The organism is Actinomyces massiliensis 4401292 (genome assembly GCF_000269805.1).
Classification (GTDB): Bacteria; Actinomycetota; Actinomycetes; order Actinomycetales; family Actinomycetaceae; genus Actinomyces; species Actinomyces massiliensis.
In genome coordinates this window covers 657,908-675,153 of record NZ_JH711482.1, presented here as the reverse complement: position 1 = coordinate 675,153, position 17,246 = coordinate 657,908, and the positions used below count along the sequence as shown (strand labels likewise).

14 protein-coding genes and 3 tRNA genes are annotated in these 17,246 nt (G+C 67.4%); 14 read left to right on the top strand and 3 right to left on the bottom strand.

The annotated features are described in order from the left end of the window. Nucleotides 1-91: 91 nt before the first annotated feature. On the top strand, nucleotides 92-916 hold the full coding sequence (locus W5W_RS0111345) for a fumarylacetoacetate hydrolase family protein (RefSeq protein WP_017195467.1): 825 nt from the start codon (nucleotides 92-94) through the stop codon (nucleotides 914-916). A 6-nt stretch (nucleotides 917-922) separates the two neighbouring features. Here W5W_RS0111345 and W5W_RS0111340 read toward each other — a convergent pair whose 3' ends face one another. After that, on the bottom strand, nucleotides 923-2,176 hold the full coding sequence (locus W5W_RS0111340; protein ID WP_017195466.1) for a MalY/PatB family protein: 1,254 nt from the start codon (nucleotides 2,174-2,176) through the stop codon (nucleotides 923-925). Nucleotides 2,177-2,289: 113 nt separating this feature from the next. On the opposite strand from W5W_RS0111340, the gene gltX reads away from it, so the two are divergent. Beyond that, on the top strand, nucleotides 2,290-3,888 hold the full coding sequence (gltX, locus tag W5W_RS0111335; RefSeq protein ID WP_034498929.1) for a glutamate--tRNA ligase: 1,599 nt from the start codon (nucleotides 2,290-2,292) through the stop codon (nucleotides 3,886-3,888). Between the two features lie 128 nt (nucleotides 3,889-4,016). Here gltX and W5W_RS0111330 read toward each other — a convergent pair whose 3' ends face one another. Next, nucleotides 4,017-4,790, bottom strand: coding sequence for a hypothetical protein (locus W5W_RS0111330; RefSeq protein ID WP_017195464.1), 774 nt, complete (start codon nucleotides 4,788-4,790; stop codon nucleotides 4,017-4,019). A gap of 388 nt (nucleotides 4,791-5,178) precedes the next feature. Here W5W_RS0111330 and W5W_RS0111325 point away from each other — a divergent pair. From W5W_RS0111325 to W5W_RS0111300, 6 genes are all read left to right on the top strand, one after another. Beyond that, nucleotides 5,179-5,250: transfer RNA gene (locus W5W_RS0111325), tRNA-Gln, on the top strand. A 96-nt stretch (nucleotides 5,251-5,346) separates the two neighbouring features. Then, a tRNA-Glu gene (locus tag W5W_RS0111320) sits at nucleotides 5,347-5,419 on the top strand. 61 nt (nucleotides 5,420-5,480) lie between these two features. Beyond that, nucleotides 5,481-5,553, top strand: a tRNA-Glu gene (locus W5W_RS0111315). Between the two features lie 309 nt (nucleotides 5,554-5,862). Beyond that, the gene (locus W5W_RS0111310; RefSeq protein ID WP_017195463.1) at nucleotides 5,863-7,497 is read left to right on the top strand and encodes a ribonuclease J; all 1,635 of its coding nucleotides are present in this window, start codon (nucleotides 5,863-5,865) and stop codon (nucleotides 7,495-7,497) included. A gap of 21 nt (nucleotides 7,498-7,518) precedes the next feature. Further along, on the top strand, nucleotides 7,519-8,487 hold the full coding sequence (locus W5W_RS0111305) for a PfkB family carbohydrate kinase (RefSeq protein WP_017195462.1): 969 nt from the start codon (nucleotides 7,519-7,521) through the stop codon (nucleotides 8,485-8,487). An 18-nt stretch (nucleotides 8,488-8,505) separates the two neighbouring features. After that, nucleotides 8,506-11,358 carry a DNA translocase FtsK gene (locus W5W_RS0111300; protein ID WP_017195461.1) on the top strand — a complete coding sequence of 951 codons (2,853 nt, stop codon included), beginning with the start codon at nucleotides 8,506-8,508 and terminating at the stop codon, nucleotides 11,356-11,358. Nucleotides 11,359-11,499: 141 nt separating this feature from the next. Here the strand turns inward: W5W_RS0111300 and W5W_RS0111295 are convergent, their stop codons facing one another. Further along, entirely contained in the window at nucleotides 11,500-12,819 is a 1,320-nt protein-coding gene (locus W5W_RS0111295) for a CapA family protein (RefSeq protein ID WP_017195460.1), read from the bottom strand. 125 nt (nucleotides 12,820-12,944) lie between these two features. On the opposite strand from W5W_RS0111295, the gene pgsA reads away from it, so the two are divergent. From pgsA to W5W_RS0111260, 6 genes are all read left to right on the top strand, one after another. Beyond that, the gene (gene pgsA, locus W5W_RS0111290; RefSeq protein WP_017195459.1) at nucleotides 12,945-13,712 is read left to right on the top strand and encodes a CDP-diacylglycerol--glycerol-3-phosphate 3-phosphatidyltransferase; all 768 of its coding nucleotides are present in this window, start codon (nucleotides 12,945-12,947) and stop codon (nucleotides 13,710-13,712) included. Then, the gene (locus W5W_RS0111285) at nucleotides 13,709-14,227 is read left to right on the top strand and encodes a CinA family protein (protein ID WP_008732678.1); all 519 of its coding nucleotides are present in this window, start codon (nucleotides 13,709-13,711) and stop codon (nucleotides 14,225-14,227) included. Before pgsA ends, W5W_RS0111285 begins: the two co-directional genes overlap by 4 nt. A gap of 172 nt (nucleotides 14,228-14,399) precedes the next feature. Continuing rightward, nucleotides 14,400-14,822: a helix-turn-helix domain-containing protein gene (locus W5W_RS0111280; protein ID WP_029574279.1), complete on the top strand. Its 423-nt coding sequence runs from the start codon at nucleotides 14,400-14,402 to the stop codon at nucleotides 14,820-14,822. 232 nt (nucleotides 14,823-15,054) lie between these two features. After that, nucleotides 15,055-15,288 (top strand): DUF3046 domain-containing protein, encoded by a 234-nt coding sequence (locus W5W_RS0111270; protein WP_008732727.1) that lies wholly within the window; start codon nucleotides 15,055-15,057, stop codon nucleotides 15,286-15,288. A 221-nt stretch (nucleotides 15,289-15,509) separates the two neighbouring features. Continuing rightward, a complete protein-coding gene (gene recA / locus W5W_RS0111265) occupies nucleotides 15,510-16,712 on the top strand; it encodes a recombinase RecA (RefSeq protein ID WP_008732646.1) in 1,203 nt (400 codons plus the stop codon). 1 nt (nucleotide 16,713) lies between these two features. Then, nucleotides 16,714-17,208, top strand: a complete 495-nt coding sequence (locus W5W_RS0111260) for a regulatory protein RecX (protein ID WP_008732787.1) — start codon at nucleotides 16,714-16,716, stop codon at nucleotides 17,206-17,208. Nucleotides 17,209-17,246: the final 38 nt, after the last annotated feature.

Here is a 17,246-nt window from a genome sequence, read left to right as displayed (position 1 = left end):
CATGTCGGCATGGCCGACAGGCTCAGATGTCGATGCGGCCGCCCTTCCGCCAATCCGGGTTTCCCCAGCGCCGTTCCTCTACGCTGCACCCATGAAGATTGCGCGCTTCTCCACCGGTGAGGACTTCCGTTACGGGATCGTCGAGGGGCTGCCGGTCGATGATCCGGTCCCCTCCGGGGAATCCGACGGTCATCTCATCGTTTTGAAGGGCGATCCCCTTTACACCCTTCCCGAGGCGACTGGCGAGGTGGTCGCCCTCAGCGAGGCTCGGCTCGTATCGCCCGTCATCCCGCGTTCCAAGGTCGTGGGCATCGGCAAGAACTACGCCGCTCACGCCGAGGAGATGGGCGGTGGGGCCCCGTCCGAGCCGATCGTCTTCCTCAAGCCCAACACCTCCGTCACCGGCCCCGACTCTCCTATCGTGCTGCCCGCCTGGTCCGACGAGGTCCATTACGAGGCGGAGCTGGCCGTCGTCATCAAGTCGGTGGCCAAGGACCTCGACCCCGCCGACGCCCCCCGAGTGATCCTGGGGTACGCGGTCGCCAACGATGTCTCCGCCCGAGACCGCCAGCGCGGAGACGCGACCTGGACGCGCGCCAAGGCCTTCGACACCTCCTGTCCCTTGGGGCCGTGGATCGAGATGCCCGAGCCCGGTGCCGATACCGCTTTCGACCCGGGTGATGCGGTGGTGCGCGCGCGAGTGGATGGCGCTGTTGTTCAGGAGGGTTCGACGGGCGACATGATCAAGTCGGTTCCCGAGCTCATCTCCTACGTGTCGAGTATCTTCACCCTCCTGCCCGGTGACGTCATTCTGACCGGAACGCCCGCCGGTGTGGGCGAGATCCGGGCCGGGCAGCGCGTCGAGGTCGAGGTCGAAGGCATCGGCTCCTTCTCCAACCCCGTCATGCGCCGATGAGTCGCTTCAGCCCCGCCCTCCGCGAATCGCTCCGACCAGGCGCTGGGCGATCTGGGAGGCGATGCCCCGGCTCGTGGCCAGGTTGAGGCGGCAGAAGCGCTCATACCCCTGTCCGAAGGCCGCTCCCGGGTTCATCGCCACCCCCGGTTCTCGGCGGAAGAACCGGGCGGGGGCCATCCCCTCGGCCCGTTCCAAGCCGGACAGGCCGGAGCAGTCCAGCCACGCCAGGTAGGTGCCCGCGGGCTCGGTCAGTCGCACCTCCTCAATGTCTGCCAGTGCCTCGGCGACGAGCTCGACATTGCCGCGGATGTAGTCGCGGACGTTCCGGTTCCACTCCAGCCCCTCGGGTGAGAGCGCGGCGGTGACCGCTTGCGCTCCCAGGGGCGCCGCCTCATCCGCCAGGTGCGCACTGGGGGCGGATGCCTCCCAGGAGGCCCTGGCGCCGCCTGATGCGATGAGTTGGGCGCACATGAGTCCGGGGATGTTCCAGCCCTTGGATACGGCGGTCGCCGTGAATGTCAGATCGTCCTCGGCGGCGGACCGTGAGCCGTAGCATGTGTGCACCGCCTCGGGGTCAAGGACGAGGGAGGAGTGGATCTCGTCGGCGAAGACCGGCACCCGGTAGCGCGACGACAACGACGCCACGTCGTCGAGCTCGGCCGGCTCCAGAACCCGGCCGACCGGATTCCAGGGATTGCAGAGCACCAGCAGGCCCCCGCCTGCTGCCATGGCCGCTTCGATGCGGTCCAGATCGAGCGTCCAGTCGGGGCGTCCGCTGGTGCCGCTCCCATGGAGCGCCGGGACCTGGATGCACTCGCGGCCGTGCCTGCCCGGTATCGACAGGAATGGCATGTAGGCGGGTGTGGGCACGATCACCGCGGAGCCCGGCTCGGTGTGGTGCTCGATGACCGCCTCCAGTGCGGATAGGACATTGGGCAGCAGGCTCACATCCCCAACCGGAACCTTCCAACCGAAGGTCTGCGCGTGGAATGAGGCGACTGCTTCGCGGGCGGCCCGATCCGCTCCCGTCGGCATGTACCCCAGGCAGCCGTTCTCAACGGCGCGACGCAGGACTGCCGTGACGGCCGGCGCGGTGCCCAGGTCCATCTCGGCCACCCAGGCGCCGATGACATCGCCGTCGTATCGACTCCACTTCAACGAGTTCCGGCTGCGCATGATCTCCGGCGTCAGCGCGTCGAAGGGCAGCGCAGAATCGTTGTGGTGGGCGGTGGAGGCGGTAGCAGGGGAGGTCTCTGTCATGGCGTCACCCTAAGGAGCCGCGTCCACCCGGAGGAAGCCGTTCGACGACCGGTGCTCGGCGCCGGGAGCCGCGCCGTCGGGGGAGGGGCCGCTGGCGCTAGGCTTGCGCCATTATGACTGAGAACGACTCCTCTTCATCCGTCGCAGCCGCGGCGGCTGCCCCACCCGGATCCAGCCCGATCCGCGTTCGCTTCTGCCCCTCGCCCACGGGGGCTCCGCATGTGGGCATGGTTCGCACGTGCCTGTTCAACTGGGCCTATGCCCGTCACACCGGCGGCACCTTCGTCTTCCGCATTGAGGACACCGACGCCGCCCGGGACTCCGAGGAGTCCTTCGCGGCCATCATCGACTCCCTGACCTGGCTCGGACTGGACTGGGACGAGGGCGTCGGCAAGGGCGGCCCCCATGGGCCCTACCGCCAGTCCCAGCGCATGGACCTGTACAAGCAGGTCGCCTCCGAGCTGCTGGAGGCCGGCTATCTGTACGAGTCCTTCTCCACGCCCGAGGAGATCGAGGCGCGTCACCGGGCCAAGGGGGAGCCTCCCCAGCTCGGCTACGACGGCTACGACCGCCATCTCACCGAGGAGCAGAAGGAAGCCTTCCGGGCCGAGGGCCGCCGCCCCGTCCTGCGCATGCGGATGCCGGACGAGGACATCACCTTCGACGACCTGGTGCGCGGGCCCATCACCTTCAAGGCGGGCTCGGTCCCCGACTACGTCGTCGTGCGCGCCGGCGGGCAGCCTCTTTACACCCTGGTCAACCCGGTCGACGATGCCGCCATGGGCATCACCCATGTACTGCGCGGAGAGGACCTGCTCTCCTCCACCCCTCGCCAGATCGTCCTGTACCGCGCCCTGGTCGCCATTGGCCGCGCGCAGGTCGTGCCCGAGTTCGGCCACCTTCCCTATGTCATGGGGGAGGGCAACCGGAAGCTGTCCAAGCGCGATCCCGAGTCCAACCTCCTCATCCACCGCTACCGCGGCATGATCCCCGAGGGTCTCCTCAATTACCTGGCACTGCTGGGGTGGTCCCTGAGCGCTGACCGGGACGTCTTCTCCGCCGCGGAGATGATTGCGGCCTTCGACGTCGCCGACGTCAACCCCAATCCGGCCCGCTTCGACCCCAAGAAGTGCGAGGCCATCAACGCCGAGCAGGTTCGGGCCCTGGATGAGAAGGACTTCCGCGACCGCCTGGTGCCCTACCTCGCCGACGTTTACCCCGACCCCACCGGCCAGGTGCCCCAGGCGCCCCTGGTCTCGGGGGCGACTTTCGATGAGCTCACCGCGCGCGAGCAGGAGATTCTGGACGCCGCCGCGCCCCTGATCCAGACCCGGATCCAGATGCTGCGCGAGTGCCGGGACATGCTCGGCTTCCTGTTCGTGTCCGACTCCGAGCTCGTCGTCGACGACAGGGCCCGGGGCAGGCTCAAGGACTCTGCGGCGGACGTGCTGGACGCCGGCATCCGGGCTCTCGAGGGGCTCACCGAGGAGCAGTGGACGGCGGCCGGGCTGGAGGACGCTCTGCGGGCGGCCATCGTCGAAGGCCGGGGAATGCCCGGTGGGGAGGGCATCAAGCCCCGTCTGGCTTTCGGTCCGCTGCGCGTGGCCGTGACCGGCCGCCAGGTCTCGCCGCCCCTGTTCGAGTCCATGGAGATCCTCGGCTCCGGCTCGTCACTGGCGAGGCTGCGCGAGCTGCGGAGTCGGCTGGGCTGAGGCGAACGAGAACCGAGAAGGCCGAGAACCGAGAACGGGGCCGGCCAGGATGTCCTGGCCGGCCCCGTCGTCTCCCCGCGGTCATTCCCGGTAACTGCGGGGGAGCTGCGGAGCTTTGAGAGCTGGGATCACTTCATCTTGCCCGCGGTCAGGCCCTCGATGCGAATGCCGCCCAGAATGGTCTGCCACTGGTCGTTCGTGATGCTCGATCCCCTGTGGCACAAGACCATGGCCGAGAAGTTGAGCCCGGCGTCACCGACGGCGCGCGCGAACTTATAACCCTCAACCTCCTGCGACTCTCCGCTCTCGGACGTGAGGGTTCCCGTCCAGCCGATCGAATAGCCGTCCATGGTGCCACCGTCATCGCGTACTCGGTCCACGGTCTCGCGGCTCGTCTCGGAGACGTCGCTGATATTGCTGTCCTTGACATCTACAAGGAACGAGCTCATCTCATCATCCGACAGGGGGTTGTCGTGGATTTTCTCGGAGATGTCGCGCTTCTCAATGCCCTGGCAATTGCCGTCGTGGGTGCGGAAGCCCTCAATGTTGCCCTGGTCGGTGACGGCGTCGGGATTGGCTATCGAGTCGTCCTGGTACCACACCGAGGTGTCCTCGTTGTAGAACTTCAACGACGGGGCCGTCCATGGGGTCGGTGAGGCGGACGGGTCGATGGTGGGGGCCTCCGCCGTGCGGTGGCCATGTCCGGCCTCCGGTGTGGGGCTGTTAATCGGGTCGATGGTGGGGGCCTCCGCCGTGGGCCTCGGGGAGTTGTCTTCCGTTGCCTCCGTGTTGGTCTTGGAGAAGATGGAGCAGGAGCCCAGCGCGAAGGTGGTCAGGCACAGGAAGGCGCTGAGAGCTCGTGCGGCGCGTTTCCGGGTGCGAGAAGGAGAAGTGGGGATCATCTGGGCCTCTGAGGTGACGAAGGTGCGGACAAGGACGCTGAGAAAGATTGAAGGGTGGCGAAGGGTTGTGAAGGGCGCTGTCAGGATGATGACGGGGGTGGACGATGGCGGGCACTGGCAGCGTCTAAGCACAGTCTACGGTCTCGGAGCGCGTGCGTCAGGCCTCTGCCGGCCCCTACTGGATCCCGGCGGTCTTCTTGGTGCGGGGCCCGATGGACCCGATGGACCCGATGGAACTGCAACGGCGATCCGCGGCCGGTGGCGGCCGGCAGACGGCGTGCAGTCGGTGTGGTTGCACTCACGTAGCTCGGGTTTGTCGGCGACAGGGTCTGCGTGTAAATTATCTCCCGCTGCTGAGGGAGGTTCGCGTCCCGAGGTGAGCAAGCACTGGGGTATGGTGTAATTGGCAACACAGGTGATTCTGGTTCATCCATTCTAGGTTCGAGTCCTGGTACCCCAGCGGAGGTTTCGAAGACTCGGTCCGTGTTTATTGTCGGAGCGGCATCGGCTTGCTGAATTATTCTCAGCATCCTCCTCAAACAAGTACATATATCAGGCCCCGTTCGTCTAGCGGCCCAGGACACCGCCCTCTCACGGCGGCAGCACCGGTTCAAATCCGGTACGGGGTACGAGCCAGGAGAGCACAGGAGACTGTATCCTCATAATCCTCCATGTGTTTTCTGAGCCAGGGCCCCGTTCGTCTAGCGGCCCAGGACACCGCCCTCTCACGGCGGCAGCACCGGTTCAAATCCGGTACGGGGTACGAATAGCGGGTAATTATTCATTGCTTTCGCCATTTTCATTCATGTCGCCACCGCGGCCCATCGGCACATCGACCGATTATGTTATGCCCGATCGCTTTCGCGGTCGGGCATTCGTCTGTGATCCATGGGGAGAATGAGGCGAGCGGGTAGTCGCGGGCGGGCTGCAGGAGGTCGTGGGCGCTTGTTGTATCCCGATTGCTCCCGATCGTTCTGAGTGGCGTACTTGCCCCGGGTCCCACTCATCTAGACTGCGTGGCGTGACGAACTTCCCGACGCTCAAGGCTCCCGGTCCGATTCCCGATGGCGCGATGCGCATCGTGCCCCTGGGGGGCCTCGGCGAGGTCGGCCGCAACATGACCGTCTTCGAGATCGACGGCCAGCTGCTCATTGTCGACTGCGGTGTCCTGTTCCCAGAAGAGGACCAGCCGGGGGTCGACCTCATTCTGCCCGACTTCAGCTACATTGAGGACCGCCTCGACGATGTCGTCGCCCTGGTCCTCACGCACGGTCATGAGGACCACATCGGTGGTGTTCCCTATCTGCTGCGTCTGCGCAATGACATCCCACTGGTCGGCTCCGAGCTGACTCTCGCCTTCGTGGAGGCCAAGCTCAAGGAGCACCGCATCCGCCCGGTGCTGCGCGTGGTCGAGGAGCACGAGGCGGTGTCCTACGGACCCTTCGACCTCGAATTCGTCGCCGTCAACCACTCCATCCCCGATGCGATGGCGGCCATGATCCGAACCGACGCCGGCAATGTGCTGATCACCGGCGATTTCAAGATCGACTCCCTGCCCATCGACGGGCGCATCACCGATCTGCGGTCCTTCGCGCGGTTCGGCGATGAGGGCGTGGACCTGTTCTGCGTGGACTCCACCAACGCCGAGGTGCCCGGCATGATCGGCCATGAGAACCAGATCGGCCCGGTGCTCGACAACGTCTTCGCCGAGTCGGATCAGCAGATCATCGTGGCCTCCTTCTCCAGTCACGTCCACCGCGTCCAGCAGGTTCTCGACGCCGCGGCGCTCCACGGGCGCCGTGTGGCCCTGGTGGGCCGTTCGATGGTGCGCAATATGGGCATCGCGGCCGAGCGCGGTTATCTCAGGGTCCCCGACGGCGTGCTCATCGACGCCAAGGACGTCTCCTCCCTGCCGCCGGACGAGCGCGTCCTGATGGCCACCGGGTCTCAGGGCGAGCCCATGGCGGCACTGTCGCGCATGGCTCACGGCGAGCACCGCAGCATCGTGCTGGAGCCCGGCGACACCGTGATCTTCGCGTCCTCCCTGATCCCGGGCAATGAGAACTCCGTCAATCGCGTCATCAACCAGCTCATGCGGCTCGGCGCGCGCGTCGTGCATCAGGGCAATGCCAAGGTCCACGTCTCCGGCCACGCGTCCAGTGAGGAGCTGCTGCACGTCTACAACATCGTGGGACCGCGCAACGTCATGCCGATCCACGGGGAGGTCCGCCACCTCGTGGCCAACGGCGCGCTGGCCGTCAAGACCGGTATCTCCCCAGGCAACATCATGCTCGCCGAGGACGGCGTCGTCGTCGATCTACTCGACGGGCGCTCCCGCATCGCCGGAGCGGTGCCCTGCGGCTACGTCTACGTCGATGGGTCCTCCGTCGGGGAGATCGACGAGACCGAGCTCAAGGATCGTCGCATCCTGGCGGAGGAGGGCTTCGTGGCCGTCTATGCCGTGGTGGAGACCAAGACCGGCACCATTCTCGCCGGCCCGGACATCCAGGCGCGGGGCGTGGCCGAGGACACCGCTGTCTTCGACGAGATCCTGCCCGATGTCACCACCGCGCTGCAGGAGGCTCTCGACAAGGGGAATGCCGATGCCCATTCCCTCCAGCAGACCATGCGCCGCACGCTGGGGCGGTGGATCGGGCGCCGCCTGCGCCGTCGTCCCATGATCGTGCCCGTCGTGATCGAGGCCTGAGAGGGTATGAGCCCACCGAGCATGCGCCGCCCACCTTGCTTCATCTCCACCGGCAGTGTCCTGATCGACCTTCCGCTCCACGTCGGTCGCGTGCCCGCGCCCGGCGGCGCCGTCACGGCCACCTCCTCCGGCCCCACCGTTGGCGGGGGCTACACGGTCGTATCGGCTGTCGCCCGCCAGGGGGTCCCGGCCGCCCTTGCCGCCACGCTGGGCACCGGCCCGAACTCCGCCCAGGTGCGCGAGACGATGATGAGCGACGGAGTCGAGCTCGTCGTTGAAGAGCTCGTCGGCGACATCGGCACCTGCACCACTCTCATCGAGCCCTCCGGGCGACGCACCTTCGTGACCACTGAGGGCGTCGAGGCCGAGGCTCAGCGAGAGGACCTCGATCGTCTCGAGCTCATCCCGGGCGACTGGGTCTACACCACCGGTTACGACCTCGCTCATCGCACGTCCCGAAACGTGCTCGCCGAATGGCTTCTCGCGCTGCCCGTCGGCGTCAGTCTGGTGGCCGACCTGGGTCCCGTCGAGTCTGAGATCCCGGGCTCCATCATCGATCCGCTCCTGCGCCGCACCAATCTGCTGACGGGCAATCATCTTGAGATCACGCAGCTCTCCGCGCGCCTCGGAAGTCAGACGGCGATGCGTGAGGCCGCTCCCGATGCCCTCATCGTGCGGCGCACCGGGGTGCACGGCTGCATACTGTGGCCCGCCCACGGCGACATGATCGAGGTGCCGGGGTTCGCCCGGGACGTCCTGGACACCACGGGTGCCGGCGATACGCACACCGGTGTCCTGGTCGCCGGCCTCATGGATGGGCTCGACGTCGTCGCCGCTGCGCGCCGCGCCAACGCCGCCGCGGCCGAGGCCGTCAGCCGTCTGGGCCCGGCCCGCTCGCCGCGGCGCGATGAGATCGATGCGCTGCTGGCTCTCCAGCCCGACCCCGATGCCGAGATTCTCCCGGATTCTCCCGGAGTGACGCACGCATGATCATCTCAGCGGCGTGGCATGCTCCTCGGGCCGCGTCGGTTCGATAGCGTTTCGAGCACCATGGCCACTTCTCCCACATCCTCTGCTCGCCCCGGTAGTCGGGGCCCCCGCGGGCGCGCCTCGAGGCAGCCCACGCAGCCGATCGAACCGTCTCCATCCGGAAGCCGCTACCGCCGTACCGGGTGGGCGTTCGTCGTCCTCGCCCTGGCCGTCGTCACCGGCCTGCGCGAGTGGTTCGGCGTCTCCGGTGTTGCCGGGGGCGTGCTGCACCATATGGCCGCCGGTCCTGTCGGCGTCCTGGGGATCGTTGTTCCTCTTCTGCTGGGGGCGCTGGGCATCGCCATGCTGCGAGTCCGCCGTCTGGGAACGGTCCATGCGCGCATCAGCGTCGGTACGCTCGGTGCGCTCGCAGGAGTGACGGGCATCATCCAGGTGACCTCCGGCAACCCCGCCCTGTCCCTGTCGCTCGGCATCGCCCCGCTGGAGGAGGCCGGTGGGATGCTCGGCTGGGCCGTCGGATATCCGCTGGCGGTGCTGTTCTCCTCGGTGGCCGCCGTCATCCTGTTCATCCTGCTCATCGCCTTCTCCGCTCTGGTGATCTCCGGCCGTACCATTGCGGAGCTGCGAGAGCAGCTGGCGGAGCGTCGCGGTACCGCCGACCAGCAGGACGATGCGTCCACAGGCGGAGAGAACCTGGCCACCCGCGTCCTGGGGGCGGTGCGCCGTGCCGGCGGCAGGCGCGCGCAGGAGGATGAGACCGAGACCCGGACTCTGGACTCCTACGACGGCGACGAGCCCTTCCGCTCCGCGCTGGAGACCGAGAAGCGCCCCCGGGGCAGCGGGCGCCGTAAGCGCACGAGGTCTTCGTCCACCGGTGCGGCGGACTCGGCGGATCCGATTACCCCGCACGACCCCGACGACGCCCGGGATGAGACGGCGACCTCTGTCCTGTCGGGACTGTCGGGGGCCGCGGATCCGCCCGTCGACGTGCCCCTGGGCGATGAGCCCGTTTCGCCACCGGCCGTGCGTCCGGGGCGCTCCGCAGCGGGGAAGTCCAAGGGAGCGCGCCCTGTTCCCCCCGCCGAGCCCAATGCCGTCACCGAGGAGACCCCGTCGGTCGAGCCCGACCTCGCCGACGAGCTCGGGATGACGGACATGGCGGAGATGGCATCAATGGCGCTGCCCGACGGCACGACCTACTCCCTGCCCAGTGAGAGCCTTCTGGAGTCCGGACCGGGCCACGCCACGCGCACCGAGGCCAACGACGCGATTGTCGAGAAGCTTCAGGGTGTTTTCACCGAATTCAAGGTCGACGCCACGGTCACCGGCTACACCCGCGGCCCTCAGGTCACTCGCTACGAGGTCCACCTGGGGCGCGGCGTCAATGTCTCCCGGGTGACCGGTCAGGAGAAGAACATCGCCTACGCGGTGGGCTCGGACGAGATCCGCCTGCTGACCCCGATCCCCGGCAAGAGCGCCATCGGCGTGGAGATCCCCAACTCCGACCGTGAGATGGTCAAGCTCGGCGACGTCCTGCGCTCGGGCGCCGCCAAGAAGCAGGCGCACCCCCTGGTCGTGGGGCTGGGCAAGGACGTCGAGGGCGACTATGTGGTCACCAATCTCGCCAAGACGCCCCACATGCTCGTGGCCGGTCAGACCGGCTCGGGCAAGTCCTCGTTCGTGAACTCCATGATCACCTCGATCATGATGCGGGCCACCCCAGAGGAGGTCCGCATGGTGCTGGTCGACCCCAAGCGCGTCGAGCTGACGATCTACGAGGGCATTCCGCACCTGATCACCCCCATCATCACCAGCCCCAAGAAGGCGGCTGAGGCGCTGGAGTGGGTCGTGCGCGAGATGGACGCCCGCTACGACGATCTCGCCTCCTTCGGCTACAAGCACATAGACGACTTCAACCGGGCGGTGCGCGCGGGGAAGGTCGAGCCCCTGCCCGGTTCGCAGCGCGTCATCTCGCCCTATCCCTATCTCCTGGTGGTCGTCGATGAGCTCGCCGACCTCATGATGACCGCGCCCAAGGACGTCGAGGCCGCCATCCAGCGCATCACCCAGCTGGCCCGTGCCGCCGGTATTCATCTGGTGCTGGCCACGCAGCGCCCGGTCGCCTCCGTGGTCACCGGCCTGATCAAGTCCAATGTGCCCTCGCGCCTGGCCTTCGCCACCGCCTCCCAGTTGGACTCGCGCGTCATCCTCGACCAGAACGGGGCCGAGACCCTCACCGGTCAGGGCGATGCCCTCTATCTGGGGCCCGGCACCTCCGCCCCCGTGCGCGTTCAGGGCTCGTGGGTCGATGAGTCCGAGATCCGTACCGTTGTGGAGCACGTCAAGCGCCAGCTCGAGCCGGAGTACCGCGACGACGTGACCGTTCCGGAGGTCAAGAAGCAGATCGACGAGGAGATCGGCGACGATATGGACCTGCTGCTGCAGGCCGCCGAGCTCATCATCTCCAGCCAGTTCGGCTCGACCTCCATGCTTCAGCGCAAGCTGCGCGTCGGCTTCGCCAAGGCGGGCCGCCTCATGGATCTGCTGGAGTCGCGCGAGGTCGTGGGTCCCTCCGAGGGCTCCAAGGCTCGTGACGTGCTGGTGCAGCCCGAGCAGCTCCAGGAGACGCTGGCCTGGATCAAGGGCGAGGGCGACGCCCCCGGGAGCGAGTCCGCACCGGCGGAGGCGGCCGATGCGCCTGACCACCAGCCGGCGACCGCGATGCCGGCCTCCGATTCCCGCATCGCCGAGTCCGCGGCCGGTTCCGATATCAACTCGGATCCACCGGTTGCGCAGTCCTGGGACGACGACTCCGCCTCGGATGACTCCGAGGACGCCTGGAGTCTGACCGGGCGCGGCTCCTCGTGGTAACGGCTTGCGGCGGGGTGCGTCCGGTTCGGGCGCCGTCTCGGGCCGGAGAGTCCGGGACTCCTTAGACGGCTCCCTCGGATTCTGGGTTCCCGGGTTCCTCAGGTTCCCGGGCCTGTTGCCGGCTCCCTGTGCGGCTGTGCGTCAGCCGCGCGGCGCGGCCGTCGGCTCAGGGCCGGTCGTGGCGGGCACATCAGCGGAATAGGTCTCCATGTTGAGGAAGGTCGTCACCGCGTCCCATCGGCTGGTGAGCTCCTCCTCGCTCAGCGCGCAGCCCTCGGGGATCTCGCCGGCGTGGGCCGCTGCCAGGTCGACCATGCGGTGGCCGTTGTCGTTGTCCACCGTGAAGGGGTGCCAGTGCAGGGCGTCCACGCGCGCGTCGTTCGTGCCGTCCGCGGTCTGGCTGACCGTGACATCGACCCACACGAAGGTGCCGGTGCCGGCCAGTGCATTGCCCAGTTCGGGTGACTGGTTGGAGATGAAGTTGCCCGCCGAGTACGACACCCACATGCCCGCGCCGTCCGGACCGCCTTCAAGGAGCTCGTTGGTCTGCGGCACGTGCGGATGCGCGCTGAACAGGACGTCGATCTGGCCGGTATCGGCAATGGCCCGGGCGTATTCGGTCTGCTCGGCCACCGGGTCGGAGGTGTACTCTTCGCCGATCTGGGAATGCAGGACGACGATGTCGGCTCCCGCTTCACGGGCCGCTCGCGCCTGTCCGGCGACCCACTCGACGTCATTGAGGTTGACCGCCCACTGCGGGTCGGCGGTGAAGCCGTTGAGCCCGTAGGTGGTGGACAGCTGGGCGACCCGCACCGTGCGCCCCTCGCGCTCGAGCTCGTAGATCTGGTAGGGCTTGTCCGCCTCGGCCTCAGTGCGATTGGTCCCGCTCCAGCCCATGCCGGCCCCCTGGAGCGTATCGGCGGTGCTGACGACGCCGTCCATCCCCTGGTCCCAGGAGTGATTGGAGGCGGTCGCGCACCCGTCCCAGCCCGTGGTCCGCAAGGCGGTGACCACGCCCGGCAGGGTCCCGAACGTGGGGAAGCCGGTGGCGACGCCGTTCGGGGAGACGGGGACTTCCATGCCGCACAGGGCCAGGTCGACCCCGCTGGTCCAGGGCTGGGCTGCTGCGGTCAGCGGAGCGATATCGCCCTGCCCGCCCTCGGTGTCGTCCATGACGGGCATGTGCATGAGCACGTCGCCGCCGTATCCGATCGTCAGATGCACGTCGGGCGGCGGTGTGGGGGAGAGGCTCGCTGCGGGGGCCTCGGAGTCGGATGCCGACGTCACCGGGTCGGTGGCGGGAGGCGCGCAGCCGGTGAGCGGCCATGCGCATGTGCCCGTCCATGCCAGCGCGGCGACAGCGAGCGCCCGGGCGCGCCGTCGGCGGGAGGGCGAGGCCGACGAGGCTGTGGAGCCGGGAGAGCCGCCGGACCGAGAGGACTCGGGTGTGGGAGAAGGCATGCTCCTCAGACTAGGGTCCTCACGGCGCGGCCGGAAGGACCATGATCCCTCATGGGGGTGGCCCTGCAGAACCGCCGTTGCGCCCCTGACCTGCACAGGGAGCTCTCACCGTTAGGCTTACTCGGGTGAACGCCACTCCGACGCCCCCTGACTACGAGGACTGCGCGGGTCGTGAAGCTCGTGAGAACCGCACTGATCGCAATACCGATCACGATGAGCACCACGCCCTCGCGCCGTCGGCCTCGCTGGGGGCGTCAGCGCCGGTTCAGGCGCCCCTGCTCAACATCGCCAATGCTCTGACCGTGCTGAGGCTCATCCTGGTGCCGGTTTTCATCTGGCTCATGCTGGGCCAGGGCGACGCCATGAGACTGGCGGCGACGCTCGTCTTCATCGCCGCGGCCTTCACCGACCAGCTTGACGGGCAGCTGGCCCGTTCGTGGAACCTTGTGACCAGTTTCGGCAAGATCGCCGATCCGATCGCGGACAAGGCCCTGACCCTGTCGGCATTCGTGCTGCTCGCGGTCGCCGGACGCCTATGGTGGTGGGTCGCCATCGTCATCATTGTGCGCGAGCTCGGCATCACGCTGCTCCGCTTCATCATGCTGCGGCGCGCGGTCATGGCCGCTTCCTGCGGCGGCAAGCTCAAGACCGTGCTGCAGATCCTCGGCGTCGTCGGCTTGCTGACCCCTTGGAGCATGCTTCTGCCCGATGCCATCGCCGGTGCGGTCACCTCGTGCGCCTATGCTGTGATCGCCGGTGCGCTGGTGGTCACCGTGGTCACCGGAGTCGATTACGTCGTTCAGGCCTGGCGCATCGCGCGTCGGGGAGCGTCGGAAACCGCGGAAACCGCGGATAGGACGGCTACGGCGGATCCGAGGGAAGGAGCGGCATGATGAGCTCGGGCGATGGCATTGCGAAGGCCGTCACTCTCGTCGAGGCGGCCCGGTACCTCCTGTCCAGTGCCGAGAGTCGCGGCCTGACCGTGGCGGTCGCCGAGTCCCTCACGGGCGGCGAGGTCTCCTCGGTCCTCGTCAGTGTCCCGGGGGCGTCGGCCGTTGTCGTCGGCGGCGTGGTGGCCTATGCCACGCGGATCAAGTCCCAGGTGCTTGGGGTTGATGAGCGCCGTCTGGAGCGCACTGGTCCGGTGGACGGCGAGGTCGCCAAGCAGATGGCGAGCGGTGTCGCCGAGCTCATGGGGGCGGACCTGGGGTTGGCGACCACGGGCGTGGCGGGTCCAGCATCTGTCGACAATCATCGTGCGGGGACCGTGCATGTGGCGGTCGCCTCCCCCTGGGGCGTCGTGTCGCGAGAGCTGCATCTGGAGGGGGACCGTGCGCAGGTGCGTGAGGGCGCGACGACGGCGGTTCTCGCTCTCGCGGTGGCGCTGCTCGACGCGGCCGAGGAGTGATTCCTCGGGGTGAGGAGTTGATGAGGAGTTGAAGAACTACCTGGGACTAACGGCGCATTCAGGTTTCTTCCAGGATTCTCGGCTTTGATGAGACATGTCGCCACTGAGGAACCGACCTCTTTCCTCTTTGGGGGCGGGAATGAATCTCCGCAGTGAATGGTTGCACCACACGATGAACAACGCGACTCACCCCCGCACAACCCGACCCACTCGGCCGGTCGGACGCGCGCCAATGCGCTCGGCCGCCACGGCTGGGCGCGGTGCGGTTGCGGACAACACCGCCAGCAAGCAAGAGAACACCCTTCTGCGCCGTGAGATCGGCGAGGTCCTGCGCTCGGTTCGCCAGCACCAGGGCCGCACTCTTCGCGAGGTCTCCGGCCAGGCCCGGGTCTCGCTCGGATACCTCTCAGAGGTTGAGCGCGGCCAGAAAGAAGCCTCCTCCGAACTGCTCGCCTCCATCTGCCAAGCTCTGGATGCTCCGCTCTCCGTGGTCCTGCGCGAGGTCTCCGACCGCATCGCCCTGACCGAGGGCGTGACCATTCCGGACACGGTTCCCGACGAACTGGTGCGCCAGCAGGGTCTGACCCTGCGCTGACGGTGCACTGACGCCGGCTAACGCCGACTTACACTGTTCGTCGCTTCATTCGTGCGGATCTGCCTCCGGCACCGTTCAGGCGGTGCTGGAGGCGGTTCTGCATTCATGCATCGACTCATGCTTCGGCGGCGAGCTCATGGCCGGCTTCGCCCCCGTCTCCCAGGGGGGGCGCGATCTCACAGGGGCGCCGCGAATCTCGCCCCGCCTCCTGCCTGTCTGCTAAGGATTCTCGATGAAGCACTCCGAGTTCTGGAAGGCCGTGGAGACCGTGTACGGCTCGGCCTATGGGAGCTCTCTCGCTCAAGATCTCGTGGTGCCCGGCCTGAGAGCCACGTGCGCCGAGGCGTTGGACGCAGGAGTGCCTCCTCGTGAGGTGTGGCACGCCCTGTGCGACGAGACGCGGGTCAGCGATGCCGACCGCTGGGTTTTTCGCGAGGACGCTCGACGGCGTGCGTCTCGGCGATAATCGACACGCCATGTGTTCGAATGGGATTCGAACACATGTTCGTCTACAGTGCTCCACAGACGACGTTCGCGCGCCTCGTGTTCACAAGGCCCGATAACGCGCGGTGATACATGTCAGTGGTCCGGCATAGCGTCGTTCGTGAGCCCCGGAGAGGGGATCTCACTACTGGACCAGCCATGACCGCCGCGGCGTCGAGCCGCCCGAGAACCCGAGGTAGACCCATGTCCCCTGCCAAGACCCAGGATCGCTCCAAGGCCCTGGCCACCGCACTCGCTCAGATCGACAAGTCCTTCGGCAAGGGCTCAGTCATGCGCCTGGGGGATGAGACCCGCCCTCCGGTGGCCGTCATCCCCACCGGCTCCACCGCACTCGATGTCGCTCTGGGGATCGGCGGACTTCCGCGAGGCCGCATCGTCGAGATCTACGGCCCCGAGTCCTCCGGCAAGACCACCGTGGCACTCCATGCCGTCGCCAGTGCCCAGAAAGCGGGGGGCAATGCGGCCTTCATCGATGCCGAACACGCTCTTGACCCGGTGTACGCCAAGGCCCTGGGCGTTGACACCGACAACCTTCTCGTCTCCCAGCCGGACACCGGTGAGCAGGCCCTCGAGATCACCGACATGCTCATCCGCTCGGGCGGTCTGGACATCATCGTGGTCGACTCCGTGGCCGCTCTCGTTCCCAAGGCGGAGATCGAGGGGGAGATGGGCGACTCCCACGTGGGCCTGCAGGCCCGCCTCATGAGCCAGGCGCTGCGCAAGATCACCGGGGCGCTCTCGGCCACCGGGACCACCGCCATCTTCATCAATCAGCTGCGTGAGAAGATCGGCGTCTTCTTCGGCAATCCTGAGACCACGACCGGAGGCAAGGCCCTGAAGTTCTACGCCTCGGTGCGTATCGATGTACGGCGCGCTCAGACCCTCAAGGATGGGGATCAGCCCGTGGGCAACCGCACCAAGGCCAAGGTCGTCAAGAACAAGATGGCCCCGCCCTTCAAGCAGGCCGAGTTCGACATCCTCTACGGTCAGGGGATCTCCCGCGAGGGCGGTCTGCTGGACCTCGGCGTCGATCACGGCGTCATCCGCAAATCGGGGGCCTGGTACACCTACGGCAGTGATCAGCTGGGGCAGGGCAAGGAGAACGCCCGGACCTTCCTCAAGGACAATCCCGAGCTCGCCGATGAGATCGAGAACAAGATCCTGGCTGCTCTGGGCGTGGGAGAACCTGCCCGCAGGGCCGAGGAGGAGGCTGCTGCTGCCGTTGCGCAGGACGATGACAAGTCTGCCAAGACCAAGGCCAAGGACGCTTCTGCCAAGGATGCAGCCGCGAAGGGCGCTGTGAGAACCGCTAAGAAGCGCACCAAGAAGAACGATGCCGAGTTGGATATCGACTCCGCCTTCGGCGAGGACGCCGGCGGTTTCTAAGATGCCGTGGCTCACTGCTGACAAGCACCAGGAGGAGGTCGAGGCGGCACGGGATATCGTCCTGCGGCGCCTCGGCCGCTCGTCCGCCCCGCGCGCCGCGCTGGCCGAGCTCCTGGAGCGCAAGGAGGTCGCCCCGCATGTCGCTGAGGAGGTCCTCGATCGGCTCGAATCCGCCGGGGTCGTTGACGACGCCGCCTATGCCGCCACCCTGGCCCGTACCCGCTTCGCCGAGAAGGGCGCCGCCCGCAAGGCCATTGCCGAGGAGCTGCGCCGCAAGGGGCTGGGGGAGGAGCATATCCGCTCGGCTCTGGGACAGATCGGCTTTGATGACGAGGCGGATGCGGCCCTGGCCCTGGCGCGCAAGAAACTAGCGGCGACTCGGGGACTTGATCCTCTCGTGCGTCGGCGTCGCGCCCTGGCGATGCTGGGCCGCAAGGGCTACTCCCACGAGGTCGCCATGCGCGCCATTGAGCAGGCTCTGGCCGGCCCGGACTGAAGGACTCGCCGGTGAGTAGATGATGTCGTGTCGTGTCG